Origin of the sequence: Stenotrophomonas sp. OVS01A (genome assembly GCF_019969775.1) — a bacterium.
Taxonomy (GTDB): Bacteria; Pseudomonadota; Gammaproteobacteria; order Xanthomonadales; family Xanthomonadaceae; genus Stenotrophomonas; species Stenotrophomonas indicatrix.
This window is the reverse complement of sequence record NZ_JAHXYV010000010.1, coordinates 55,250-80,371: the sequence shown is the minus strand read 5'-3', so window position 1 is coordinate 80,371 and position 25,122 is coordinate 55,250. Positions and strand designations below refer to the sequence as shown.

At 65.9% G+C, this 25,122-nt stretch carries 24 protein-coding genes; 14 read left to right on the top strand and 10 right to left on the bottom strand.

All coding sequences use genetic code 11. From position 1 onward, the window contains the following. Window positions 1-22: 22 nt before the first annotated feature. Together glpD and LC407_RS20720 are read right to left on the bottom strand one after the other, a co-directional pair. A complete protein-coding gene (gene glpD / locus LC407_RS20725; RefSeq protein ID WP_223483523.1) occupies window positions 23-1,507 on the bottom strand; it encodes a glycerol-3-phosphate dehydrogenase in 1,485 nt (494 codons plus the stop codon). Between the two features lie 120 nt (window positions 1,508-1,627). Next, complete coding sequence (locus tag LC407_RS20720; RefSeq protein WP_049464294.1) at window positions 1,628-2,263, bottom strand: OmpW family outer membrane protein; 636 nt, start codon at window positions 2,261-2,263, stop codon at window positions 1,628-1,630. Window positions 2,264-2,449: 186 nt separating this feature from the next. Here LC407_RS20720 and LC407_RS20715 point away from each other — a divergent pair, with 186 nt between their 5' ends. The 3 genes from LC407_RS20715 (at window position 2,450) to lpdA (ending at window position 6,779) form a co-directional block, all read left to right on the top strand. Beyond that, window positions 2,450-3,019, top strand: a complete 570-nt coding sequence (locus LC407_RS20715; RefSeq protein ID WP_025877378.1) for a DNA-deoxyinosine glycosylase — start codon at window positions 2,450-2,452, stop codon at window positions 3,017-3,019. 113 nt (window positions 3,020-3,132) lie between these two features. After that, window positions 3,133-4,863: a dihydrolipoyllysine-residue acetyltransferase gene (gene aceF / locus LC407_RS20710; RefSeq protein ID WP_088101924.1), complete on the top strand. Its 1,731-nt coding sequence runs from the start codon at window positions 3,133-3,135 to the stop codon at window positions 4,861-4,863. A 107-nt stretch (window positions 4,864-4,970) separates the two neighbouring features. After that, window positions 4,971-6,779, top strand: coding sequence for a dihydrolipoyl dehydrogenase (gene lpdA / locus LC407_RS20705; protein WP_223483522.1), 1,809 nt, complete (start codon window positions 4,971-4,973; stop codon window positions 6,777-6,779). Window positions 6,780-7,240: 461 nt separating this feature from the next. On the opposite strand, the gene LC407_RS20700 is transcribed toward lpdA, so the two are convergent. After that, window positions 7,241-8,059 (bottom strand): hypothetical protein, encoded by an 819-nt coding sequence (locus LC407_RS20700; protein WP_025877373.1) that lies wholly within the window; start codon window positions 8,057-8,059, stop codon window positions 7,241-7,243. 496 nt (window positions 8,060-8,555) lie between these two features. Here LC407_RS20700 and LC407_RS20695 point away from each other — a divergent pair, with 496 nt between their 5' ends. From LC407_RS20695 to LC407_RS20655, 9 genes are all read left to right on the top strand, one after another. Beyond that, window positions 8,556-8,888, top strand: a complete 333-nt coding sequence (locus LC407_RS20695; protein WP_032952006.1) for a hypothetical protein — start codon at window positions 8,556-8,558, stop codon at window positions 8,886-8,888. Between the two features lie 31 nt (window positions 8,889-8,919). After that, entirely contained in the window at window positions 8,920-9,708 is a 789-nt protein-coding gene (atpB, locus tag LC407_RS20690) for a F0F1 ATP synthase subunit A (RefSeq protein ID WP_025877369.1), read from the top strand. 64 nt (window positions 9,709-9,772) lie between these two features. After that, window positions 9,773-10,075: a F0F1 ATP synthase subunit C gene (gene atpE, locus LC407_RS20685; protein ID WP_025877367.1), complete on the top strand. Its 303-nt coding sequence runs from the start codon at window positions 9,773-9,775 to the stop codon at window positions 10,073-10,075. A 114-nt stretch (window positions 10,076-10,189) separates the two neighbouring features. Continuing rightward, complete coding sequence (locus LC407_RS20680) at window positions 10,190-10,660, top strand: F0F1 ATP synthase subunit B (RefSeq protein WP_025877365.1); 471 nt, start codon at window positions 10,190-10,192, stop codon at window positions 10,658-10,660. 2 nt (window positions 10,661-10,662) lie between these two features. Continuing rightward, window positions 10,663-11,190, top strand: coding sequence for a F0F1 ATP synthase subunit delta (locus LC407_RS20675; protein WP_025877363.1), 528 nt, complete (start codon window positions 10,663-10,665; stop codon window positions 11,188-11,190). Window positions 11,191-11,234: 44 nt separating this feature from the next. After that, a complete protein-coding gene (atpA, locus tag LC407_RS20670; RefSeq protein WP_025877361.1) occupies window positions 11,235-12,782 on the top strand; it encodes a F0F1 ATP synthase subunit alpha in 1,548 nt (515 codons plus the stop codon). Window positions 12,783-12,877: 95 nt separating this feature from the next. Beyond that, window positions 12,878-13,741 carry a F0F1 ATP synthase subunit gamma gene (gene atpG, locus LC407_RS20665; protein WP_025877359.1) on the top strand — a complete coding sequence of 288 codons (864 nt, stop codon included), beginning with the start codon at window positions 12,878-12,880 and terminating at the stop codon, window positions 13,739-13,741. A gap of 38 nt (window positions 13,742-13,779) precedes the next feature. Further along, window positions 13,780-15,186 (top strand): F0F1 ATP synthase subunit beta, encoded by a 1,407-nt coding sequence (gene atpD, locus LC407_RS20660; RefSeq protein WP_025877357.1) that lies wholly within the window; start codon window positions 13,780-13,782, stop codon window positions 15,184-15,186. A gap of 112 nt (window positions 15,187-15,298) precedes the next feature. Next, window positions 15,299-15,721: a F0F1 ATP synthase subunit epsilon gene (locus tag LC407_RS20655; protein ID WP_025877355.1), complete on the top strand. Its 423-nt coding sequence runs from the start codon at window positions 15,299-15,301 to the stop codon at window positions 15,719-15,721. Between the two features lie 77 nt (window positions 15,722-15,798). Here the strand turns inward: LC407_RS20655 and LC407_RS20650 are convergent, their stop codons facing one another. Then, window positions 15,799-16,182 carry a GtrA family protein gene (locus LC407_RS20650; RefSeq protein ID WP_033832275.1) on the bottom strand — a complete coding sequence of 128 codons (384 nt, stop codon included), beginning with the start codon at window positions 16,180-16,182 and terminating at the stop codon, window positions 15,799-15,801. Window positions 16,183-16,261: 79 nt separating this feature from the next. Here LC407_RS20650 and glmU point away from each other — a divergent pair, with 79 nt between their 5' ends. Next, window positions 16,262-17,629, top strand: coding sequence for a bifunctional UDP-N-acetylglucosamine diphosphorylase/glucosamine-1-phosphate N-acetyltransferase GlmU (gene glmU / locus LC407_RS20645; protein ID WP_223483521.1), 1,368 nt, complete (start codon window positions 16,262-16,264; stop codon window positions 17,627-17,629). Next, the gene (locus LC407_RS20640; protein WP_223483520.1) at window positions 17,598-18,131 is read left to right on the top strand and encodes a GNAT family N-acetyltransferase; all 534 of its coding nucleotides are present in this window, start codon (window positions 17,598-17,600) and stop codon (window positions 18,129-18,131) included. The genes glmU and LC407_RS20640 overlap by 32 nt, the downstream gene beginning before the upstream one ends. A gap of 466 nt (window positions 18,132-18,597) precedes the next feature. Here LC407_RS20640 and LC407_RS20635 read toward each other — a convergent pair whose 3' ends face one another. The 6 genes from LC407_RS20635 to LC407_RS20610 all read right to left on the bottom strand — a co-directional run bounded on the left by LC407_RS20635 (window position 18,598) and on the right by LC407_RS20610 (window position 25,101). Next, complete coding sequence (locus LC407_RS20635; protein WP_025877347.1) at window positions 18,598-19,959, bottom strand: ATP-binding protein; 1,362 nt, start codon at window positions 19,957-19,959, stop codon at window positions 18,598-18,600. Next, window positions 19,956-21,302 carry a sigma-54 dependent transcriptional regulator gene (locus LC407_RS20630; RefSeq protein ID WP_223483519.1) on the bottom strand — a complete coding sequence of 449 codons (1,347 nt, stop codon included), beginning with the start codon at window positions 21,300-21,302 and terminating at the stop codon, window positions 19,956-19,958. The genes LC407_RS20635 and LC407_RS20630 overlap by 4 nt, the downstream gene beginning before the upstream one ends. Window positions 21,303-21,442: 140 nt before the next feature. Beyond that, the gene (locus tag LC407_RS20625) at window positions 21,443-21,826 is read right to left on the bottom strand and encodes a PDZ domain-containing protein (RefSeq protein ID WP_223483518.1); all 384 of its coding nucleotides are present in this window, start codon (window positions 21,824-21,826) and stop codon (window positions 21,443-21,445) included. A 1-nt stretch (window position 21,827) separates the two neighbouring features. Continuing rightward, window positions 21,828-23,042: an FtsX-like permease family protein gene (locus LC407_RS20620; protein ID WP_080149800.1), complete on the bottom strand. Its 1,215-nt coding sequence runs from the start codon at window positions 23,040-23,042 to the stop codon at window positions 21,828-21,830. Window positions 23,043-23,063: 21 nt separating this feature from the next. Continuing rightward, window positions 23,064-24,368: an ABC transporter permease gene (locus LC407_RS20615; protein ID WP_025877340.1), complete on the bottom strand. Its 1,305-nt coding sequence runs from the start codon at window positions 24,366-24,368 to the stop codon at window positions 23,064-23,066. Between the two features lie 10 nt (window positions 24,369-24,378). Then, window positions 24,379-25,101 (bottom strand): ABC transporter ATP-binding protein, encoded by a 723-nt coding sequence (locus LC407_RS20610; RefSeq protein ID WP_032976565.1) that lies wholly within the window; start codon window positions 25,099-25,101, stop codon window positions 24,379-24,381. Between the last annotated feature and the right edge of the window lie 21 nt (window positions 25,102-25,122).

Here is a 25,122-nt window from a genome sequence, read left to right as displayed (position 1 = left end):
TGGCGCCGGGCCGCGCGCGGCATTACCGGCGACGTGAATCCATCCAGGCCTGCAGCCGTGCCGCCTGTGCCGCGTCCATCTGCAGCCCCAGCTTGCTCCGCCGCCACAGTACATCCTCGGCGCTGCGGGCCCACTCGTGGTCGCACAGGAACGCCACCTCGCGTGCGTGCAGGTCCGCGCCAAAGTCTTCGCCCAGATCGAACAGGCTGCGTGCGCCGTGCAGCAGATCGATGCTGCGACTGCCATAGGCGCTGGCCCAGCGCCGCAGCGTGGCCTCCGGCAGCCAGGGGGCCTGGTGCCGAAGCTTTTCCCGTGCCTGCCCGGCATCGCCCCAGTCGCTGCCGGGCAGTGGCTCGCCTGTCGCCGTCCAGGCGGGGCGGGCGTGCGGCAGATAGGGGCGCAGCAGGTCCAGTGCCTCCTCGGCCAGTACCCGGTACGTGGTCAGCTTGCCGCCCAGCACGTGCAGCGCAGGCGCACCTTCGGCGTCCAGTTGCAGGCGATAGTCACGGCTCAGTTTCGCCGCGCGCGGGTCCGGGTCGGCCAGCAACGGGCGCACGCCGGCAAACTGCCAGACCACCTCGGCAGGTGCGACCGGATCGCGCAGGTAGCCGTTGGCAGCGCTGCACAGGTAGTCCACTTCCGCGGGTAGCACACTGCAGCGTGCGGGGTCGCCGCGATAGTCGGTGTCGGTGGTGCCGATGAGCAGGTGGTCGTGGAAGGGCAGCAGGAACACCACACGGCCGTCGGGCTGCTGCAGCAGGCAGGCGCGGTCGTTCGGCCAGGCGCGGCGCAGAACGATGTGGCTGCCCTGGACCAGGCGCAGCGCAGGTCCGCCGCTGCGGGCGTGCATGCGCTCCAGCAGACCGCCGGCCCAGGGGCCTGCGGCGTTGACCACCGCCTGTGCCTGCACGGTCTGCTGATGGCCTGCGGCGTTTTCCAGTACGGCGTGCCAGCGTCCGTGCCCGCGTTGCAGGTCCACGCAGCGCGTGCCGGTCAGGATGCATGCACCCCGCTGCGCAGCATCGAGCGCGTTGAGGATGACCAGCCGCGCATCATCCACCTGCGCATCGGCGTAGCTGAAGGCGTTCTGCAGCTGTGGCGACAGCAGCGCGCCGAGTGGATCGGCGCGCAGGTCCACGGCGCGCGACGCGGGGAAGGCGGGACTGCGCCGGCCCAGATGGTCGTACAGCCAGAGCCCGAGCCGCAGCATCCAGCGCGGGCGCAGGTGCGGCTGCCACGGAAGCACGAAGCACAGCGGCCGCACCAGGAACGGCGCCTGCCGACGCACCACTTCGCGCTCGCCCAGCGCCTTGCGCACCAGGCCGAACTCGCCCTGTTCCAGGTAGCGCAGGCCGCCATGGATCAGCTTGCTGCTGGCGCTGGAGGTGTGTGCTGCCAGGTCGTGCTGTTCGCACAGCAGCACCTTCAGGCCGCGGCCGCTGGCATCACGGGCGATACCGGCGCCGTTGATGCCACCGCCGATCACCAGCAGGTCGACCTCGTGCATCGCGCCTCCGCATCCCGTCTGTGTAGATCCGACTGTCAGTCGACTCTACAGAACCCGGGTGACGGAAACGACGACGGGCCCCGAAGGGCCCGTCGCGGTACAACAAAGACGCAGAAGCGCTTAGAAGCGGGCGCCGATGCCGAAGCCGACGGTCCACGGATCCATCTTCGCTTCGCCGATCTTCTCGCCGCCGACCTTCACGTCCGGACGCGAACGCATGTAGCGGGCGTCGGCACGGGCGAACCAGGTCGAGTTGATGTTCATGTCCACACCGACGGTGCCGATCACGCCCTTCGCGTCCTTCAGGCGGATGTCGGAGTCGCTGCCGTCGGCCAGGGTTTCATTGCTGAAGGCCGACTGGAAGTAGCCCACGCCCACGAACGGACGGAACACGTTGTCAGCCTGGCCGAAGTGGTACTGGCCGCTCAGCGCGACCGGCTGCTGCTCGACGCTGCCGAGGCGGGCATTGCCCGGGCCCTTCACCTTGTGGTCGAACTTGTCTGCAGCGCCCCACAGTTCAACGGCCCAGTTGTCGTTGATGTAGTAGCTGAAGCTGACGGTCGGTGCCGGGCCGCCATCGACCTTCTTGATGCCGTCGATCGGGTCATTCTTCGGCTGCAGCAGCGAGACGCCGCCAACCACGGCAAAATGCTTGCCCGAGGCGGTATCGGTGGTGCTGCTGTCCTGCGCGAAGGCAGCCGGTGCAAACGCGGCGGAGGTCAGCAGGGCGAGGCTCAGGATACGGATGGAGCGCATGGGGGAATCTCCTAATGTTTCTTGTTTTGGGCCCCCGGTTGCGGGGCGAGCACACCGTAGTCGCCCCAACATGAATCGAATCCGACGCGCGTTAAAAATTAGTTCGCACTGTTCAGCGAACAGCGCGAAATCCCTGTTTCCATGCGGTTTCTGCCCTCCTGGAATATTCATGCAGTTGGAGAAGATGTGAGCGCTGCAACGTTGTGCATCGGCCTGCCTGCGCAGGTGAACGCGGATTGCCGGGTGTTGCTGCTGGGTTCAATGCCCGGTATCGCTTCGTTGCAGGCACAGCATTACTACGCGCACCCGCGCAATCGTTTCTGGCCCTTGCTCGGCGATCTGTGCGGCTTCGACCCGGCAATGCCGTACGCGCAGCGACTGCAGGCGCTGGCAGCCAATGGCGTCGGCCTGTGGGATGTGATCGGCCGCTGCGAACGACGCGGAAGCCTGGATGCGGACATCGTGCGTGGCACGGAAGTGGCCAATGCACTTCCCGCACTGATCGCCGCACTGCCTGACCTGCAGCTGATCGGCTGCAACGGTGGCGCGGCGATGCAGGCCTTCCAGCGCTGGGTGCAGCCGCAGCTGGCCACGTCGGCCAAGGTGCTGGCGCTGCCGTCCACCAGTCCGGCCAACGCAGCGTGGTCCTTGCCGCGCCTGCGCCAGGCCTGGCAGCCGGTGGCCGTCGCACTGGCGACATCAAGCGGACATCGGCAGGACAATACGCTACCGACTGGAAGCGCCGGCGGGCCATGAGCAACAGCGTGTCCCGGCTGCGTGCGTACTGAAAACACCTGTAACGGTTGGCGCTGGCTCCCGCTGGCCGCACAATAGACGTTTCCCTACACCAGATTGCCGGAGTTCTCCCCATGGCCGAAATCAAGGAAGCACGTGTCCCCGATATCGGTGACTACAGCGATATCCCGGTAATCGAGGTGCTTGTTGCCGTCGGCGATACGGTGAAGAAGGACCAGGGCCTGGTCACGCTGGAAAGCGATAAAGCGACCATGGAGGTGCCGTCCTCGGTGGCCGGCGTGGTCAAGGAAATCAAGGTCAAGCTGGGCGACAGCCTGTCCGAAGGCAAGGTCGTGGCACTGATCGAAGTGGCCGACGGCGAGGCTGCCCAGCCGGCCGCCGCTGCTGCACCCGCCGCTGCACCCGCACCGGCCAAGGCCGCTGCTCCGGCCGCTGCCACCCAGGCCGCTCCCGCTGCGGCCGCTGCTGCCGCCCCCGCTGCCAGCGGCGGCGCGGTGGAAGCCCTGGTGCCGGATATCGGCGATTACAGCGGCATTCCGGTCATCGAAGTGCTGGTCGCCGTGGGCGATACGGTGAAGAAGGACCAGGGCCTGGTCACGCTGGAAAGCGACAAGGCCACCATGGAAGTGCCGTCGTCGGTCGCCGGCGTGGTCAAGGAGATCAAGGTCAAGGTCGGCGACAACCTGTCGCAGGGCAACGTGGTCGCCATCATCGAAGCCGAAGGCGCTGCCGCCCCGGCCCCGGGCAAGGCTGCCGCCGCTGCTGCCCCGGCCGCCGCCGAGACCGCCACCAAGGTCGAGCCGGTCGCCGTGCCGGCCCAGCCGGACAAGCTGGCCGCCCGCGAGATCGCCAGCGCCCCCTCGGCCGGCGCGCCGACCAGCCCGCCGGTGCAGTTCAATGCCGATGGCGTGCTGCCGGCCAAGGTGCCCTACGCATCGCCGGTGGTGCGCGTGTTCGCCCGTGAGCTCGGTGTCGACCTGCTGCAGGTCAGTGGCAGCGAGAAGGGCGGCCGCATCACGAAGGCCGACGTGCAGAAGTTCGTCAAGGCCGCGCTCAGCGGCGGCGCTCCGGCAGCTGCCGGTGGCACCGTGGCTGCCGGCGGTGGCCTCAACCTGCTGCCGTGGCCGAAGGTTGATTTCAGCAAGTTCGGCGACGTTGAAGTGCAGCCGCTGTCGCGCATCAAGAAGATCTCCGGTGCGAACCTGGCCCGCAACTGGGCGATGATCCCGCACGTCACCCAGTTCGAGCAGGCCGACATCACCGACCTGGAAGGCCTGCGCGTGGCGCTGAACAAGGAGAACGAGAAGGCCGGCATCAAGCTGACCATGCTCGCCTTCCTGATCAAGGCCAGCGCTGCGGCGCTGAAGAAGTTCCCGGAGTTCAACGCCTCGCTCGATGCCAGCGGCGAGAACCTGACCCTGAAGAAGTACTTCAACATCGGTTTCGCTGCCGATACCCCGAACGGCCTGGTCGTTCCGGTCATCCGCGATGTCGACAAGAAGGGCGTGGTGCAGATCGCGCAGGAAACCGGCGAGCTGGCCAAGAAGGCGCGTGACGGCAAGCTGGGCCCGGCCGACATGAGCGGCGGTTGCTTCTCGATCAGCTCGCTGGGCGGCATCGGCGGCACCGCGTTCACCCCGATCGTCAATGCGCCGGAAGTGGCCATCCTCGGCGTCTCCAAGTCGTCCATCCAGCCGGTCTGGAATGGCAAGGAGTTCGCACCGAAGCTGATGCTGCCGCTGTCGCTGAGCTACGACCACCGCGTCATCGATGGCGCCCTGGCCGCACGCTTCACCACGTACCTCTCGCAGGTGCTGGCCGACATGCGCCGCGTGCTGCTGTAAGGCACCGCTTCGCCCCCACCGTGCGGCCGCTGCCCCTGGCGCGGCCGCCTGTCGAAACGCAGTGACAGCCCGCCGGCCACGCCGGTCGGGCACGAGGAAAACCCACCATGGCCACGATTGAAATCAAGGTTCCCGACATCGGCGATTACAGCGATGTGCCGGTGATCGAAGTGCTGGTCGCCGTTGGCGATACGGTGAAGAAAGACCAGGGTCTGGTGACCCTGGAGTCGGACAAGGCGACCCTGGAAGTGCCGTCCTCGGCAGCCGGCGTGGTCAAGGAAATCAAGGTCAAGCTGGGCGACACGCTGTCCGAAGGCGCGGTCGTAGTGCTGCTGGAGACCGAAGGCGCCGCTGAAGCGCCGGCCAAGGCCGCTGCGCCGGCCCCAGCGGCCGCCGCCCCGGCCAGCAAGCCGCCGGTGACGCCGTCGCACCGCGCCCCCGCCGAGCCTGCAGCACCGAAGCCGGCGCTGGCCAGTGGCAAGGCCGCCGACATCGAATGCGAAATGGTCGTGCTGGGCTCGGGCCCGGGCGGCTACACCGCCGCCTTCCGCGCCGCCGACGTCGGCCTGGATACGGTGCTGGTCGAGCGCTACGCCAGCCTCGGCGGCGTCTGCCTCAACGTGGGCTGCATCCCGTCCAAGGCACTGCTGCATGCCGCTGCGGTGATCGACGAAGTCGCCCATGCCGGTGATTTCGGCGTCGAGTTCGGCAAGCCGACCATCACCCTGGACAAGCTGCGCCAGTACAAGGAAAAGGTCGTCAACCAGCTGACCAAGGGCCTGGCCGGCATGGCCAAGCAGCGCAAGGTCCGCAATGTGCAGGGCGTTGGTACGTTCGTGTCGGCCAACGAGCTGCTGATCACCGCCGCTGACGGCAGCACCCAGCTGCTGCGCTTCCAGAAGTGCATCATCGCCGCCGGTTCGCAGGCGGTGAAGCTGCCGAACTTCCCGTGGGACGACAAGCGCGTGATGGACTCCACCGACGCACTGGAACTGGCCGAAGTGCCGGGTTCGCTGCTGGTCGTCGGTGGTGGCATCATCGGCCTGGAAATGGCCACCGTGTATGGCGCGCTGGGCAGCAAGGTCACCGTGGTCGAGTTCATGGACCAGCTGATGCCGGGCGCCGACAAGGACCTGGTCAAGCCGCTGGCCGACCGCCTGAAGAAGCAGGGCATTGACGTGCACCTGAAGACCAAGGCCTCCGGCGTGACCGCCGATGCCAAGGGCATCACCGTGACCTTCGAAGCCGCCGAGGAAGGCCAGGCGCCGGCATTGGCGCAGGGCACCTTCGACCGCGTGCTGGTGGCCGTGGGTCGTTCGCCGAACGGCAGGAAGATCGATGCTGAAAAGGCCGGCGTGCAGGTGACCGATCGTGGCTTCATTCCGGTCGACCGGCAGATGCGCACCAACGTGCCGCACATCTTTGCCATCGGCGACATCGTCGGCAACCCGATGCTGGCCCACAAGGCCACGCACGAGGGCAAGCTGGCGGCCGAAGTGGCTGCCGGGCACAAGAAGGAGTGGGTCGCGCGGGTGATTCCGTCGGTGGCCTACACCAACCCGGAAATCGCCTGGGTTGGCGTCACCGAGACCGAAGCCAAGGCCAAGGGCCTGAAGGTTGGCGTGGCCAAGTTCCCGTGGGCCGCCAGCGGCCGCGCGATCGGCATCGGTCGCACCGAGGGCTTCACCAAGCTGATCTTCGACGAGGACAGCCACCGCATCATCGGCGGTGCGATCGTCGGCGTGCACGCCGGTGACCTGCTGGCCGAGATCGGCCTGGCGATCGAGATGGGTGCCGAGGCCGAGGATATCGGCCACACCATCCATGCGCATCCGACGCTGAGCGAGTCGGTGGCGATGGCCTCGGAAATCTACGACGGCACGATCACCGATCTGTACATGCCGAAGAAGAAATAAGGCGCCCGCGCCTTCCCGAACAAAAAGCCCCGGCATTGCCGGGGTTTTTTTGTTTCTCCGTTCCGGATTTTTGCGAGCTGTAGGGCCGCTGCGCGGGCGGCAGGCATTTCGACAAATGTCCCCCGTCGCCCGCCTTCGGCGGTCGCCTCCTCCTTTACTTTGTCGAAACGCCTGCCGCCCGCGCAGCGGCTCGGCTTGCGGAAGGCGGAAGCCACAACCACTCCCACCGCAGCGGCTGCCTGGATGCCTGACACGCGGAGGGAGAGGGGGCCGGGTGCGAAGTAAAGGAGGAGGTGACGGCCGCAGGCCGGCGCCGGGGGACATTCGCACCCGGCCCCCTCTCCCTCCAGCGCTCGACCAACCCGCTTCTGCTCTTCTGCCAGGAAGCCACAAAAAAACGCGGCCCCCGATGTTCCGGAGGCCGCGCCAGGAGAGAGAATGCTGTGGAAGGGGAGCAGGGTTTAGAAGGTGACGCTGATACCCGCCACCGGGCCCTTGAATTCCTGCTTCAGGCCGATGGTGCCGTCGCTGCCCTTCTTGTCCGCATCCAGCTTGAACCAGTCGTAGCCGGCGAATACGCCGAAGTTCTGGGTGAAGCGGTAATCGACGATCGCGTTGGCGCGGCTGAGGTCACCCTTGTAGTCGTCGAAGCTGCCCCAGCGCGTGTTGAGGTACTGGCCCTGCAGGGTGATCATCCACTTTTCGGACGGGGTGAAGCTCAGGCGTGCACCGACCACCGGCGCCACACCGTCGGTCTTCTCGTCCAGGAACTGGCCTTCATACACCGTGCCCAGGTCGGCGTAGCCCTTGGTGCTGACCTTGGCGTATTCGGCACCCAGCTGCAGGCCGAGATCGAACTTCTCGGTGTCCACCACCGAGTAGTCATACACCAGGCTGGCCACCTGGTACTTCAGCTCGGCCTTGACGAAGCTGTCGGCCGGCACGTTGACGTTGCCGAAGGAAATGTCCTGGCCAAGCGTCTCGCGGCGGTCCTTGTCGTACTTGAAGTAGTTGAACAGCAGGCGCTGGCGGTTGCTGATGCGGAACATGCCGTCGATGCGCGGCTCCCATTCCTTGCCACCCAGCTTGAAGTCCTCGGAGAAGCCGATGTCCTGGCCGGCGACATTGGTGTTGCCGCGCAGGGTGTTGTCCGAGTCGATGTTCATCGCACCCAGGCGCAGGGCGAAGCGGTCATCGCCTTCGGCGGCATGGGCGGAGGAGGCGAACGACGCGCCGGCGGCGAGAAGCGAGAGGGCGAGCAGGGTGGGGACGGAGCGCATCGAAAGAGTCCTTGCAGTGGTTCATCGGAATGAAGGCCACTTTGCCGGACGTCGCTGTCCACCATTCGTGAAGGTATGGTCCACGCGATGTGGACGGTTCAGCGCTGTCAGCGCCCTGCGAAAAGATGGCCCCGGAGCGGCGCTTCGGGGCCATCATGGGGACCTGCAGGCGAAGCGTCGACGAGGTAGCTGCAGGCAGGTCGGAAGATGGGACCACTGCCGTCGGCGGAAAGTTCCGCCGCCTGCGACCAAAGTTCAATGCGCTGCACCGCAACATCGCGCAGATGGCATTGTCCCCGTGGTGGGCTGCAAAACCGCAGCCCTTACCGCAACTTGCGCTGTTCCGATATGAACAGGCAGCGGTTGTCTCGCAAATTGTCCCATTGCTATAATTTGGCGGCTCGATGAGGCCCCCCTGCTGTAGTCGCCTCAGCCATCCACTTGTAACCACGCGGGACGTCCTGTGCTGAACTCCGTAGAAACGGGTCGGCGACTGATGCTGCGCGCCGCGGTCTACCCGCTGGCCGCGGTGGCTGTCCTGGCTCTGGCCTTCCTGCTGGTGGGGCCGAAGTATGCCCTTGGTGCCCTGGCATCCGGTGTAGCGGTTTCGGCCGGTGGTTGGGTGGCGGCACGGATGGCGCTGGGTGGTGGTGCGCTGGGGGCCGGTTCGGCCATGGCACGCCTGATCGTTGCGATCGTGGCCAAGTGGGCGCTCGTTTTTGGTGTCCTGATGGTGGGGTTCCTGGTCTTCAAGCTGCCTGCACTGGCGCTGTTGGCCGGTATCGCCGTCGGGCTGATGTTCCAGGTCCTGGCCATGGCCAGGCGCTAATCGAATTCATTTAACTTAAGGTTCCGGACACATGGCAGGCGAGGCGCTTACACCCACCTCCTACATCCAGCATCACCTGCACAATCTGACTGCAGGTCATGGCACCCCGTGGGCGATCCACGTGGACACGCTGGTAACCTCGCTGCTGATGGGCCTGGTGATGGTTGTCGCCTTCTGGATGGCGACCCGCAAGGCCACCTCCGGCGTGCCGGGCAAGTGGCAGGCATTCGTCGAGATCTGCCTGGAGTTCGTTGACCGCCAGGCCAAGGACACCTATCACGGCACCAGCAAGCTGGTGACCCCGATCGCGATCACGATCTTCTTCTGGATCCTCCTGATGAACCTCATCAAGATGATCCCGGCCGACTTCATCGCCAAGCCGCTCGAGCTGATGGGCGTGCCGTACTGGAAGCCGGTCCCCACCGCCGACGTCAATGCCACCCTGGGCATGTCGATCAGCGTGTTCTTCCTGATGCTGTTCTTCGCGTTGCGCGCCAAGGGTATTGGTGGTTTCACCAAGGAATTCCTGACCGCACCGTTCGGCAAGTGGATGATGCCGTTCAACCTGATCCTGAACATCGTCGAGTGGCTGAGCAAGCCGATTTCGCTGGCGATGCGACTGTTCGGCAACATGTTCGGCGGTGAAATCGTGTTCCTGCTGATCTGGGTGCTGGGCGGTGCAGGTATCGCCGGCATGTTTGCAGGCGCGTTCGCCGGCTTCGGCTGGATGCTGTTCCACCTGCTGGTGATCCCGCTGCAGGCCTTCATCTTCATGATGCTGTCCATCGTGTACCTGAGCCTGTCGGAAGACGCTCACTGAGTTTCGCTTCACCCTTCATCCGTTTGTTTCTAAACCCTTAGCAATCAAGTTCCTGGAGAAAACCATGTACTTCGCCGTCCTGACCAATCTCGCCCAAGTTCAGAGCTCCACCGTCCTCGCCGTCGGCATCATGATCGGCCTGGCCGCGCTGGGCGCCGGTCTGGGTCTGGCCATCATGGCCGGTAAGTTCCTGGAGTCGGCCGCGCGCCAGCCGGAACTGATCCCGGTCCTGCAGGTCCGCATGTTCATCACCGCCGGCCTGATCGACGCCGCCTTCATCATCTCGGTCGCCGTGGGCCTGCTGTTCGCCTTCGCCAACCCGCTGGTCGGCGAGTTCGTCTCGCGCCTGCCGGCAATCGCTGGCTGATCCAGCGAAAGTGAAACGACCGGGCGCCGCAGGCGCCTGGTCGCGGATGAAGGTTCGGAGGCGCCGCCCGTGTGGCGGCGCATCCATCCCGTCACAACCGACTGAGCGAACCCCATGGATATCGGTTTTACCCTCATCGCCCAGGCCCTGGCCTTTGCCGCCCTGATCTGGCTCATCGCGACCAAGATCTGGCCGCCGCTGATGAACGCGATCGAAGAGCGCCAGCAGAAGATCGCTGAAGGCCTCGCTGCTGCCGACCGCAGCCAGAAAGATCTGGCCCAGGCGCAGGACAAGGTCAATGAAGCGCTGAAGGAAGCCCGCACCAAGGCCAACGAGATCATCGACCAGGCCCACGCGCGTGCCAACCAGATCGTCGACGCGGCCCGCAACGAAGCTGTTGCCGAAGCCACCCGTCAGAAGGACCTGGCCCAGGCCGAAATCGACGCCGCCGCCAACCGTGCCCGTGAAGATCTGCGCAAGCAGGTGTCCGCGCTGGCCGTGACCGGTGCCGAAAAGCTGCTCAAGCGCGAAATCGACGCCAACGCCCACAAGGCGCTGCTCGACGAGCTGGCCTCGGAGATTTAAGGATGAGCCAGGCCCTCACGCTTGCCCGCCCGTACGCCCGCGCCGCCTTCGCGACCGCGCGTGACGAAGGCGCGTTCGCGCCGTGGTCGGACGCTTTGGCGTTCTCCGCCCACGTCGCCGCCGACCCGCGCGTGGCGGCCCTGCTCGCCAACCCGGAGCTGGGTCGCGATGACGCCATCGCCCTGCTGGCGCCGGAGTCCCGCGGCGAGACCTACTCGCGCTTCCTGGCTGTGCTTGCCGAGTCGCATCGTCTGCCGCTGCTGCCGGAGATCGCCGGCATGTTCGACGCCCTGCGCGCCGAGGCCGAGCACGTGGTCAAGGCCACGGTGACCTCCGCGGCCGAGCTGTCGGTTGCCGAGCTGGACGCGATCAAGGCCGCGCTGCGCAAGCGCTTCAACCGCGAGGTCGAAGTGGCCACCGCGGTCGACGCCTCGCTGATCGGCGGCGCTGTGATCGACGCCGGCGACGTGGTCATCGATGGTTCGCTGAAGGGCAAGCTGGCCCGTCTGCAGACCGCGCTCGCTAACTGAATTCATTTAACGTCCGGCCCCGCTGCCGGCACTAGGACTTGACGATGGCAACCACGCTCAACCCCTCCGAAATCAGCGAACTGATCAAGAACCGCATCGAGAAGGTCAAGCTGGCCGCGGAATCGCGCAACGAAGGCACCGTGACCAGCGTGTCCGACGGCATCGTGCGCATCTTCGGTCTGGCCGACGTGATGCAGGGCGAAATGATCGAACTGCCGAACAACACCTTTGCCCTGGCCCTGAACCTGGAGCGCGACTCGGTCGGCGCCGTGGTCCTGGGTGGCTACGAGAACGTGCGCGAAGGTGACGTCGCCAAGACCACCGGCCGCATCCTGGAAGTGCCGGTCGGTCCGGAACTGCTGGGCCGCGTCGTCAACGCGCTCGGCGAGCCGATCGACGGCAAGGGCCCGCTGGCCACCCAGCTGACCGCTCCGGTGGAGCGCGTTGCTCCGGGCGTGATCTGGCGCAAGTCGGTCGACCAGCCGGTGCAGACCGGTTACAAGTCGGTCGACTCGATGATCCCGATCGGCCGTGGCCAGCGCGAGCTGGTCATCGGTGACCGCCAGACCGGCAAGACCGCACTGGCCATCGATGCGGTGATCAACCAGAAGGGCACCGGCATCAAGTGCGTGTACGTCGCGATCGGCCAGAAGGCCTCGACCGTTGCCAACATCGTGCGCAAGCTGGAAGAGAACGGCGCCCTGGCGCACACCATCGTGGTGGCTGCCACCGCGTCCGAATCGGCCGCGATGCAGTACATCAGCGCCTACTCGGGCTGCACCATGGGCGAGTACTTCATGGACCGCGGCGAAGACGCGCTGATCGTGTACGACGATCTGTCCAAGCAGGCCGTGGCCTACCGCCAGATCTCGCTGCTGCTGAAGCGCCCGCCGGGCCGTGAAGCCTACCCGGGTGACGTGTTCTACCTGCACTCCCGTCTGCTCGAGCGCGCTGCCCGCGTGTCCGAAGAGTACGTCGAGAAGTTCACCAACGGTGCGGTGACCGGCAAGACCGGTTCGCTGACCGCGCTGCCGATCATCGAGACCCAGGCCGGCGACGTTTCCGCGTTCGTTCCGACCAACGTGATCTCGATCACCGACGGCCAGATCTTCCTGGAAACCGATCTGTTCAACGCCGGCATCCGCCCGGCCGTGAACGCCGGTATCTCGGTGTCGCGCGTCGGTGGCTCGGCGCAGACCAAGATCATCAAGAAGCTGTCCGGCGGCATCCGTATCTCGCTGGCCCAGTACCGCGAGCTGGCTGCGTTCGCGCAGTTCGCCTCGGACCTGGACGAAGCCACCCGCAAGCAGCTTGAGCGCGGCCAGCGCGTCACCGAGCTGATGAAGCAGAAGCAGTACGCGCCGATGTCGATCGCCAACCAGGCGCTGTCGATCTACGCCGTCAACGAGGGTTACCTCGACGACGTGCCGGTCAGCAAGCTGCTGGCGTTCGAAGAAGGCCTGCACGCGCATTTCGCCAACACCCAGGGCGAACTGATCGGCAAGGTCAACGCCACCGGCGGTTGGGACAACGACATCGAAGGTGCCTTCAAGAAGGGCATCGTAGAGTTCAAGACCACCGGCAGCTGGTAATCGAGGTCCTGTAGAGCGGAGCGATGCTCCGCTGGACCAGACGATCAAACGGTTGAACAACGCGGGGCCCCGGCCCCGCGCCACGGGAATAAAAGATGGCAAGCGGACGCGAAATCAAAACCAAGATCAAGAGCGTGCAGAACACCCGCAAGGTGACGCGCGCCCTGGAAATGGTCTCGGCCTCCAAGATCCGCAAGGCGCAGGATCGGATGAAGACCTCGCGTCCGTACGCGCAGGCGATGAAGCAGGTGATCGGCCACCTGGCGCAGGCCAGCACCGACTACCAGCATCCGTTCCTGGTCGAGCGTGAGCAGGTCAAGCGGGTCGGTTTCATCGTGATCTCCTCCGATCGCGGTCTGGCCGGCGGCCTCAACAACAACCTGTTCCGCAGGATGCTTGGCGAAGCCAAGGCCTGGCAGGACAAGGGCGCCGAAGTGGACCTGGTGACCATCGGCCAGAAGGCATCGACCTTCTTCCGCCGGGTCAAGGTGAACATGGTCGGCACGGTGACCCACATCGGCGACACGCCGAAGCTGGAATCGCTGATCGGTGTGATCAAGGTCATGCTCGACGCCTTCACCGAAGGCAAGGTCGACCGTGTGTACCTGGTCTACAACCGCTTCGTCAACACGATGACGCAGAAGGCCAGCTTCGATCAGCTGCTGCCGCTGCCGGCAGCTGAGAAGCAGGTTGCGCACCACGACTGGGACTACCTGTACGAACCCGATGCCGCGACCGTGCTCGAGCACGTGATGACGCGTTACATCGAGTCGCTGGTGTACCAGGCGCTGCTGGAAAACGTCGCTTCCGAGCATGCCGCGCGCATGGTGGCGATGAAGTCGGCCAGTGACAACGCCAACAAGCTGATCGGAACCCTGCAGCTGGTCTACAACAAGGCCCGCCAGGCAGCGATCACCCAGGAAATCTCCGAAATCGTCGGCGGCGCGGCAGCAGTCTGACCGCGTTCGTTAAAAGCACACATTTAGAGGATGCAGCAATGAGTCAGGGCAAGATCGTTCAGATCATCGGCGCCGTCGTCGACGTCGAATTCCCCCGCGAGTCGGTGCCGAAGGTGTACCACGCGCTGAAGGTGGACAACACCGAAATCACCCTGGAAGTGCAGCAGCAGCTCGGTGACGGCGTGGTCCGCTGCATCGCGCTGGGCTCCACCGATGGCCTGAAGCGCAACCTGGTGGCCACCAACACCGGCCGCGGCATCTCCGTGCCGGTCGGCGCTGGCACCCTGGGCCGCATCATGGACGTGCTCGGCCGCCCGATCGACGAAGCCGGTCCGGTCGCCTCCAGCGACACCTGGGAAATCCACCGCGCTGCTCCGTCGTATGAAGACCAGTCCCCGGCCACCGAGCTGCTGGAAACCGGCATCAAGGTCATCGACCTGATGTGCCCGTTCGCCAAGGGCGGCAAGGTCGGCCTGTTCGGCGGCGCCGGCGTCGGCAAGACCGTCAACATGATGGAACTGATCAACAACATCGCCAAGGCGCACAGCGGTCTGTCCGTGTTCGCCGGCGTGGGTGAGCGTACCCGTGAGGGCAACGACTTCTACCACGAGATGAAGGACTCCAACGTCCTGGACAAGGTCGCGATGGTGTACGGCCAGATGAACGAGCCGCCGGGCAACCGTCTGCGCGTCGCCCTGACCGGCCTGACCATGGCCGAGTACTTCCGCGACGAGAAGGACGAGAACGGCAAGGGCAAGGACGTGCTGCTGTTCGTCGACAACATCTACCGCTACACCCTGGCCGGTACCGAAGTGTCGGCACTGCTGGGTCGTATGCCGTCGGCAGTGGGTTACCAGCCGACCCTGGCCGAGGAAATGGGAGTCCTGCAGGAGCGCATCACCTCGACCAAGAATGGTTCGATCACCTCGATCCAGGCCGTCTACGTGCCGGCCGATGACTTGACCGATCCGTCGCCGGCGACCACCTTCGCCCACCTTGACTCGACCGTGACCCTGTCGCGTTCGATCGCTTCGCTGGGTATCTACCCGGCAGTCGATCCGCTGGACTCCACCAGCCGCCAGATGGACCCGCTGGTCATCGGCCACGAGCACTACGACACCGCCCAGCGCGTCCAGCAGACCCTGCAGAAGTACAAGGAACTGAAGGACATCATCGCCATCCTGGGCATGGACGAACTGTCCGAAGAAGACAAGCAGGCCGTGTCGCGCGCCCGCAAGATCGAGCGCTTCTTCAGCCAGCCGTTCCACGTGGCCGAAGTGTTCACCGGCTCGCCGGGCAAGTACGTGTCGCTGAAGGACACCATCCGTGGCTTCAAGGCCATCGTCGATGGCGAGTACGACCACCTGCCGGAGCAGGCGTTCTACATGGTCGGCAGCATCGAAGAAGCGGTCGAGAAGGCCAAGAAGATGGCCGAGAAGGCCTGATGCGGCGGGGACGGGCACACGCCCGTCCCGACCGTGACACGGGGTGGGCCTGCGCCCACCGCTGCGGAATCCCTGCGGTGGGTTCGACCCGCCCCCTAGCGAAGAGAGTTACATGAGCACCATCCGTTGCGACATCGTCAGCGCCGAGCAGGAAATCTTCCGTGGCGAAGCGACCCTGGTCGTGGCCACCGGTGAGCTGGGCGAACTGGGCATCGCGCCCAAGCACGCACCGCTGATCACCCGCCTGAAGCCGGGCAAGGTGGTAGTGACCACGCCGAGCGGCGAGCAGCTGGATTTCGCCATTTCCGGCGGCATCCTGGAAGTGCAGCCGCAGGTGGTGACCGTGCTGGCCGACACCGCGATCCGCGCACAGGACATCGACGAAGCCTCGGTCCGCAAGGCCAAGGAAGAAGCCGAACGCATCCTGGCCAACCGCGGCGAAGCGATGGAAGTGGCCGAAGCCCAGCAGAAGCTGGCAGAGGCCGTTGTCCAGCTGCAGGCGCTTGAGCGCCTGCGCAAGACCCTCAAGCACTGAGGTCCAGCGCCATCAAGCAGGAACGCCGGCCCAGTGCCGGCGTTTTTGTATGTGTCGACAACGCAGCGGAAACGCCGTTACCGGTACACGACATGGCGCAGCAGCAGGAAAGACACCACCGCCAGGCCCGCTTCCACCAGCGGCTTTGCCAGCCAGGCGTACCGCAGGCCCAGCGCATGGTCGGCGGCGGCCACCAGCAGCGTGCTGGCCGCGGTCAGCAGCAGCCACAGCGGCAGGAATCGTGCGAAGCGGCGCCAGCCCAGGCGCTGCCCGTTGGCGTCGGCGAAGGTGATGCGTCCATTGAGCCAGAAACCCAGCAGCATGCCGGCCACGCGTCCGCAGACGTTGCCGGGGGCAGCCGGCATGCCGGCCGCCGTCGCCAGCACGAACACCGCCCAGTCCAGCAGTAACTGCAGCAGGCCGACGATGAGATAGGAACGGCCTTGGCGAAGCAGGCTCATGGTGCCGGGGTCATGATGGGGGCTCCATGTTAACGGCCTCCGTTCTAGAATCACCGCCATCGAATCGTGGACCGCCCGCATGACCCAACCCCTGCACGTGATCATCCTCGCCGCTGGCGCCGGCAAGCGCATGAAGTCGGTGCTGCCCAAGGTACTGCAGCCGATTGCCGGGCAACCGATGCTGGCGCATGTGATCGCCACGGCGCGGGAACTGCAGCCGGCCGCCATCCACGTGGTGTACGGCCACGGCGGGGACCAGGTGCGGAGCTACTTCGCTGACCAGCCGGACCTGTTGTGGGCGGAACAAGCGCAGCAGCTGGGTACCGGTCACGCCGTTGCCCAGGCCATGCCGGAGGTGCCCGACGCCGCCCAGGTGCTGGTGCTGTACGGCGATGTGCCGTTGATCCGTGCGCAGACCCTGCGCGACCTGCTGGCCCAGCCGGGACGGCTGGCCGTGCTGGTGGCCGATGTCGAGGATCCCACCGGCTATGGTCGCGTGCTGCGCGATGCCGAAGGCAAGGTCGGGGCGATCGTCGAGCAGAAGGACGCCGATGACGAACAGCGCCGGGTGCGCATCATCAATACCGGCATCATCACTGCCGAGTCGACGGCGCTGCGCCGCTGGCTGTCGCAGCTGTCCAACAGCAACGCGCAGGGCGAGTACTACCTGACCGATGTGTTCGCCTTTGCCGCCCGCGAGTTCACTCCGGCGGAGATGGCTCTGGTGGCCGATGCGCAGGACGCCGAAGGCGCGAACGATCCGTGGCAGCTCTCGCAGCTGGAACGGGCCTGGCAACGGCGCGCGGCGCGCGCGCTGTGCATCCAGGGCGCGCGCGTGCGCGATCCGGCGCGGGTGGATATCCGGGGTGAGGTGGTCGTCGGCAGCGATGTGATGATCGATGTCGATGTGATCCTTGAAGGCAAGGTGGTGCTCGGCGATGGCGTGACCATCGGCCCGTTCACCCGGCTGAAGGACGTCACTCTCGGCGCGGGCACCGAAGTGCGTGCGCACTGCGATGTGGAAGGCGTGATCAGCGAGGGGGCGGCCCAGATCGGCCCGTTCGCGCGCCTGCGCCCGGGCACCGTGCTGGCTGATGGCGTGCACGTGGGCAACTTCGTGGAAACCAAGAAGGTCACCCTGGGAGTGGGCAGCAAGGCCAACCACCTCACCTATCTGGGCGACGCGGTGATCGGCAGCAAGGTCAACATCGGCGCGGGCACCATCACCTGCAACTACGACGGCGTGAACAAGTCGACCACCACCATCGGCGACAACGCTTTCATCGGCTCCAACAGTTCGCTGGTGGCGCCGGTGCTGATCGGTGAAGGCGCGACGATTGCTGCCGGTTCGGTCATCACCCGCACTGCGCCGGACGGCAAGCTGACCGTAGCCCGTGCGCGCCAGGAAACCATCGATGGCTGGCAGCGCCCCATCAAGAAAAGCTGAGCCGAGGCCACCGCGCGTCGATGAACTGAGTGCGCTGCCCCGCATCGAACAGCGTGCGGGTGAACTGCTGCGCGGGCACGAGGCGTACCCGGTGTTCGCCGGTCATGGACTGGACCTTCCCACGTTGCAGGCCGGACTGCGGCGTGGCCTGTTGTGGATCATCGAAGGCGCCGCTGGCGGCATCGCCGGCTATCTGCTGGGCGGTACGCTCGACGGCGATTTCCATGTGCTGCAGATGGATGTGGATCCCAATCATGCTCGCCGTGGCTACGGACGGGCGTTGCTGCAGCACGCACTCGCCGAGGCCAAGGTGCTTGGCTATCCGGCGGCGGTGCTGACCACGTTGTCCGATGTGCCGTGGAATGCGGCTTTCTATGCCAGCGAAGGATTCACCCTGCTGCCGGATTCAGAGTGGGGCGCGGGCCTGCGAGGGGTGATGGCCGAGGAAGCCGCGTTGGGATTCCCGATGCACCTGCGGGTGGCGATGCGACGGGTGCTTTAGTTTTGCTTCTCCTGTTGATTGCTGAAGGTTGATCACGGTTCATGGGTGTCACTTTTCTTTGTACGCAAAGAAAAGTAACCAAAAGAAACGCGCCGCCAGTCCGCGAGCCGTCGTGCTGCGCACGCCGGTACCCTGCGCTCCTCGGTCCGTCGAGGGACGGCGCGGGAACTCGCTGCGCTCAGACACCCGCGCCTCTTCGCCCTCGCCGGCCCTGCGGTGCTCGGCTCGCTTCAAGGCGGACCCAAGTCAAAGGCCACAGCTGCACCCAGTAGATCCACGCCATGCGTGGATGCTTTTGCTCTGCTTCTCGAGTCCGTCTTGAAGCGAGCCGAGCACCGATGCGCAGCACGACGGCTCGCGGCCGGCGGAACGCTTCTTTTGGTTACTTTTCTTTGCGTACAAAGAAAAGTGACACCCATGAACCGTGATCAACCTTCAGCCATCAACAGAAGAAGGAAGAACAAACCTACCCCACCGGCAACAGGATCGACACACACAGCCCGCCCTCGGTGCGGTTCTGCAGTGACACGCGACCACCGTGCGCCTCGACGATCTCGCGGGTGAGGGCCAGCCCCAGCCCGGTGCCGTTGCGCTTGGTCGAATAGAACGGCATCAGCGCATTCTGCAGCACCTGCTCGTTCATGCCCTTGCCGCGGTCCAGCACATCCAGCCGCAGCCACTGCGGCAGCCGGGTCAGCTGCACCTGCACGTCGTCGTTGGGCGGATCGGCTTCGGCGCAGGCCTCGTGTGCATTCTTCAGCAGGTTGAGCAGGGCCTGGCCGAACTGGGCGATGTCGATCCGGCTGCTCAGTTCCTCGTCGGGTGCACGCTCCATCGTGAACGGAATCTGCTGGCACAGGCTGGACAGGAACGGCGCCCAGTGCACGGTCTGCAGCTGCGGCTGCGGCAGCTTGGCGAAACGCGCGTAGCCGCGGATGAAGCCTTCCAGGTGGCGGGCGCGGTCTTCGATGGTGGTGAAGATCTCCGGCAGCCGGTCGAAGCGCTCGCGCTTGACCAGTTCGCCGCCGGAGTGCGCCAGCGATGCGATCGGCGCCAGCGAGTTGTTGAGTTCGTGGCTGATCACCCGGATCACCTTCTTCCAGGTCTGTACTTCCTGCCGGCGCAGTTCGGCAGTGAGCTGGCGTACCAACAGCAGGTCATGCGGGCGGCCGTTGAGCTGGAACGCGCGCCGCGACAGGTGATAGACCTGTTCGTCGTCCTCGTCGCCTTCCACGCCGTCTTCGCTTTCCGACTTCACCGCAAACAGGCTGTCGCCGCCGCGGCCGATGGCATCGCGCAGTTCCACCGGCAGCTGCTCGAGCACGTCTTCCATGCGCTGGCCTTCCAGCTTCCAGCCGCTGTGCAGCAGCTTGCGCGCGGCCAGGTTGGAGAACACCACGCGGGAAATGCCATCGCCACCGGCGGCGATCAGCAGCATCGCCACCGGGGTGTTCTGCACCATGGTATCCAGCAGCAGTTCGCGCTGCACCAGGCCCTGGCGTTGTGCGCGCAGCACTTCGCCCAGCTCGCGGTGTGCCTGCACCAGGTCACCCAGTTCGTCATTGCCGGGCCAGTAGATGCCGAAGTTGTACTCACCGTCGCGGTAGCTGCTGGTGGTCCCGGACAGCGCCCGCATCAACGAGCGCACCGGTGCGGTGGCGCGGCGCAGCGTCCACCACATCAATGACAGCAGGATGATCGTGGAGACCGTGGTCACCACCCAGCCATGGTCCATCCAGTAGGCCAGCAGCCACGGCAGCGCGGCAGCCAGCGCCAGCACCGGCAGCAGGCGCAGGAACAGGCGGAAGGTGAAGGAGCGTCGCTTCATTCGCGTGGGATGCCGTGACGGTCCATGCGCCGGTACAGCGCCTGCCGGCTCAGTCCAAGCTCGTTGGCCGCCTGTGCGATGACGCCGTGATTGCGCGCCAGCACTTCTTCGATGCGTGCGCGATCGGGATCATTGCCGGCGCTTGGCGTCGGGCGCGGTGCAGCAGATGCACGCGGCAGGTTGAGATCGGCCACTTCGATGCGGTTGCCGGTGGCCAGCAGCTCGGCACGCTGGATCACGTTGCGCAGCTCGCGCACGTTGCCCGGCCACAGGTGGCGCTGCAGTGCGGTGGCCGCCGTGCTGGACAGCGGCTTGCCGATGCTGAGGAAATGCTCGGCCAGCGGCACGATGTCGCCGGGGCGGTCGGCCAGCGGCGGCAGCGTCAGTTCCACCGTGTTGAGCCGGTAGTAAAGGTCTTCGCGGAACGTACCTTCGCGGATCATCGCCGGCAGGTCGGCATTGGTCGCGCTGACCACGCGCACCTTGACCTGGCGTTCGCGGTTGGAGCCCAGGCGTTCGAAACGTCCTGTCTCCAGCACGCGCAGCAGCTTCATCTGCCCACCCAGCGACAGGTTGCCGATCTCATCCAGGAACAGCGTGCCGCCGTCGGCTGCCTCGAACTTGCCTTCGCGCGCCTTGTTGGCGCCGGTATAGGCGCCGGCCTCGGCGCCGAACAGTTCGGCCTCGATCAATTCGGAGGGCAGGGCGCCGCAGTTCACCGCCACGAACGGGCCCTTGGCCACCAGCGAGTTGGCCTGGATGATCTGCGCGATCTTCTCCTTGCCCGCGCCATTGGGGCCGGTGATCAGCACCGGCAGCTCAGAGCGCGCGACCTGGCACGCCAGGGCGATCACCCGCTCGCTGGCGGGGTCGGCGAACACCGCACCACACAATGCGTACTTGTCTTCCAGCGCATGCCGCTGGCGCTGTTCGCGCTGGCGTCGCTGGTCCAGCTCGCGCCGCGCTTCGGACAATTCCAGCAGGTTGTTGACCGTGGTCAGCAGCTTGCGGTCATCCCAGGGCTTGGCCAGGTAGTCGGCGGCACCGGCCTTGACCAGGTCCACCGCGCTGCTCAGGTGGGTCCAGGCGGTCAGCAGGATCACCGGCAGATCGGGGTGGCGTTCGCGGATCTGTGCGAACAGCGCCTCGCCTTCCTCACCGGAGGTGGTGTCCTCGCTGAAATTCATGTCCTGGATCACCAGGTCCACCGGCTGCGATTCCAGCAGCGCCAGCCCTTCGGCCGGGCTCTGCGCCAGCAGGGTGTCGATGTCATGCAGGGAGAACAGCACATCCAGCGCGGTACCCACGCTGGCGTTGTCGTCGATGATCAGGATCGCAGGCATGGGTCGCAAAGAGGGTAGCGCCGGGCCATGCCCGGCGGGGCGGGTGCAGTTGCAGCGGCTGGAACCGCCGGGCATGGCCCGGCGCTACCGGGCCGCTCTGCAATATAGCGAAACCAGCGGTAGCGCAGGGGCGTCCGGACTCAGCGCCGTGGCGGGGGCGGCGGTGGCGGTGGTGCTGGCGGGTTCAGCGCCGCCCGCCACGCCGACACCGCCACCGGTACCGTGAGCATCCGGCCATCGCGGCGCAGCAGCAGGTGGACGGTGGGCGTCGATGCCGCCCGTATTGCGTCGGCGAGCTGTTCGATCTGCCGCACCGGCGAGTCGTCCACGCGCAGGATGCGGTCGCCATGGCGCACGCCGAAGCGCGGCTCCGGGCTGGCCGCATCCACCCTCACCACGCCTTCGGTCGAGCGCAGCGCCAGCCGCGCATCGTCCTGTCGCCACTCCAGCGTCTGCGCGCTGCTGCTGCCGGCGAGTACCGGCAGCGGCAGGGCCAGCAACAGCACCAGCAGGCTGGCGCGCATCTCACGCCCCCCGCGTGGCGACGGCCGGGGGCACCGCAGCGGCGCGGCGGGCCGGGCCGAACACGGCGATCTGCCCCAGCAGCCACAGCAGCGCTGCGCCCAGCGGCAGGTACAGCAGCGGCATGCGCGGCAGCTCGTACATGTTCATCAGGGCCAGGTTGATGGCGTACGCCGCCAGCATGCCCAGCACGATGCCCAGCGTGGCCAGCAGGAAGTTCTCGGTCTGGAAGTAGCGCAGGATCTGCCCGCGGGTGGCGCCCAATGCGCGGCGGATGCCGATCTGCTTGCTGCGCTGCTGTACCCAGAAGCTGGCCAGGCCGACGATGCCCAGGGCGGTGACAACCAGCAGCGCCACGCAGACCGTCACCAGCAGGCCGACCATCGAGCGGTCGTTCTTGAAGTAGTCGGCACGCTGTTCCTGGTAGGTCAGTTTCTCGCGCACCAAGCGGTTGGGGTCGTTGTGCTCCAGCGCGGCCAGCGCACCCTTCAGCACTTCATCGCGGCGTTCCGGTGAGGTGCGCAGCATGTACGGGCCGCGGGTGAAGTCGGTACGTACCGGCAGGATCATCGACAGGGTGCTGTTGTCGTTGTAGTCGGTGGGGGTGGCCAGATGGGCGACCACACCAACCACATGCAGGGCCTGGTTGCCCATGTAGAAGGTCTTGCCCAGCGCACTCTGGTCCGGGTACATCTTGGCGGCGACCTGCTGGTTGATGATCACCGGTGCGGCGCGGTCGGGCTTCGGATTCTTCTGTGCTTCTTCCAGGTCGATGTACTCGCTGGGCTGGAAGTCGCGGCCGGCGACCAGCTGCAGGCCGAGCGTGGACAACGCGTTCTCGCCAACCATGTACTGCGACACGAAGGCTGTCGGCCGTTCCTGGTCACGCTCGCGCGAGATGCTGGTGTTGCTCGAATTGCGGCGGAACGGCAGCTGGTTGACCTTGGCCACGCTGGTCACGCCGGGGATCGCGCGCAGCGATGCCAGGTCTTCGTTGGTGCGGGCCATGGCGTTGGTCTGCTTGCCGATGCCGCTGACCCGGACCATGACCAGTTCGTTCTCGGCCAGGCCGCTGGGCTGGCTGATCTTTTCCACGCGCTGGGTGACCAGGAACAGGGCATTGCAGACGATGGCGCAGGTCAGGGCGATTTCCAGCACGATCAATGCGGCTGCGGTCTTGTGCCGGCGCAGGGTGCTGAGGATGGGGCGGATGTCCATGGGAAGTCCTCGTTCTGGTGCTTACTGCGACTTGAGCTGGATGGCCGGGGTGACCTGCATCGCGCGCCAGGCGGGCAGGAAGCCGGCAGCAATGCTGGCCAGCAGGGTCAGGCCGAGGGCGAGCAGCAGCATGCTGCCGTCGAGGTGGGCCAGCTTGGCGTAGTCCACCGGCTGCTGGCGCACTGCATACAGGCCCAGCAGTGCCAGGCCGATGCCGAGCACGCCACCGACCACGCCCACCGCGCCCGCCTCGACCAGGCACTGCAGGAAGATCTGCCCGCGGCTGGCGCCCAGTGCGCGACGCACGCCGATCTCACCGCTGCGGCGCAGGAACTTGGCCAGCAGCAGGCCGACCGTGTTGACCAGGCAGACACCGAGGAAACCCAGGGCCAGCCACATCTGCAGGCGCACGTCGCTTGGTACCGCGTTGTTGAAGGTCAGCCACTCCATCACGGTGCGCAGGCGCACGTTGGCCGGGCGCTCGAAACGGCCAGCAGCCCGCTGCTGGTCCGAGTAGTTCACCAGGTAGCGGCGGTAGTCCTCTGCCTTGGACGGGTCAAGCTCCACCCAGTACTGGATCCAGGTGCACGGCGCGTTGATCGAATTGCTGTCGTCATCGGGTGCGCCGTCGCGGAAGCAGTTCATGTTGCCGTTGCTGCCGAGCTTGAGGTCCATCGCGGTGGACAACGGCATCATCAGGTCCTCTTCGCGGCCGTAGTTGCCGACGGTCAGGTCGAAGAAGTGCGGTTCCGGATTCCAGGTGTCCATCACCCCGATCACCCGCAGCGAATGACCATCGGCACGGATCTCACGGCCGACACTGTCCGCTCCCTGGAACAGCTTGTCGTTGATCACCTTGGACAGCACCACCACGCGGGAGCGACCGTCATCGTCGCTGGCCGTCCAGGCACGGCCATACAGCATCGGCACGTTGAACATCGGGAAGAAGTCAGCCGAGGTCCAGCGGGTATCGATGTTGAACGGCTTCAACGTGCTGCCCTCCGGCTCGATGGTCGCGTCACCGGCACTCATCATCGCCTGGCGCTCGCCACGCTTCTCGCGCAGCAGCGTCTCGGCATCGAAGCGGGTCATCTGGGTCTCCGGCTCTTCGCCGGTCAGGTAACCCGAGCGCGGGCGCGGATCGACCTGCACGTAGAACAGGCGGTCGCTCTTGTCAGGGATCGGGTCGCCGGACAGCACGTGGAACACGGTCAGGGTGGTCATCGAAGCACCGATGCCCAGCGCGATGGCGACCACCATCAGCGCGGTCAGTACCTTGTTGCGGCGGAAGCTGCGCACGGCCAGTCGGGCGTAGTAGGCGAACATGGTCGTGCCCTCACTCGTTGACGGCGACGATGCGACGCGGGGTGGCCAGCACCGGCTCGCGCACCAGGTCGGTGACCTGGCCGTCGACGATGTGCACGTTGCGCTGCGCGCGTGCGGCCAGTTCCGGGTCGTGGGTGACCATCACGATGGTGGTGCCGGCGGCGTTGATCTCCTCCAGCAGTTCCATCACTCCGCGCGCCATCTGCGTGTCCAGGTTGCCGGTCGGTTCGTCGGCCAGCAGCAGGCGCGGGCTGCCGGCCAGGGCACGGGCAATCGCCGCGCGCTGCTGCTGGCCGCCGGAGAGTTCGTTCGGGTAGTGCTTCATGCGCGAACCCAGGCCAACCTGGCTCAGCGCCTTCTCGATGCGCTCGCGGCGCTCGCCGGCGCTCATCTTGCGGTAGCGCAGCGGCACGTCCACGTTGTCGAACAGGTTGAGGTCCGGAATCAGGTTGAAGCCCTGGAAGATGAAGCCGATCTTCTGGTTGCGCAGGCGGCTGCGGGCATCATCGCCGAGCTTGCTGACGTCCTGGCCATCAAGCATGTAGGTGCCGCTGGTGAAGGTTTCCAGCAGGCCGGCGATGTTGAGGAAGGTGGTCTTGCCGGAGCCGGATGGACCGGTGACGGCGACGAACTCGCCTTCCTTGACCTGCAGTTCCAGTGAACGCAGTGCGTGGGTTTCCACCTGTTCGGTACGGAAGACCTTGGCGACCGAACGCATTTCGAGCATGTACATGGGGTGTCCTCTCTCCAGGAT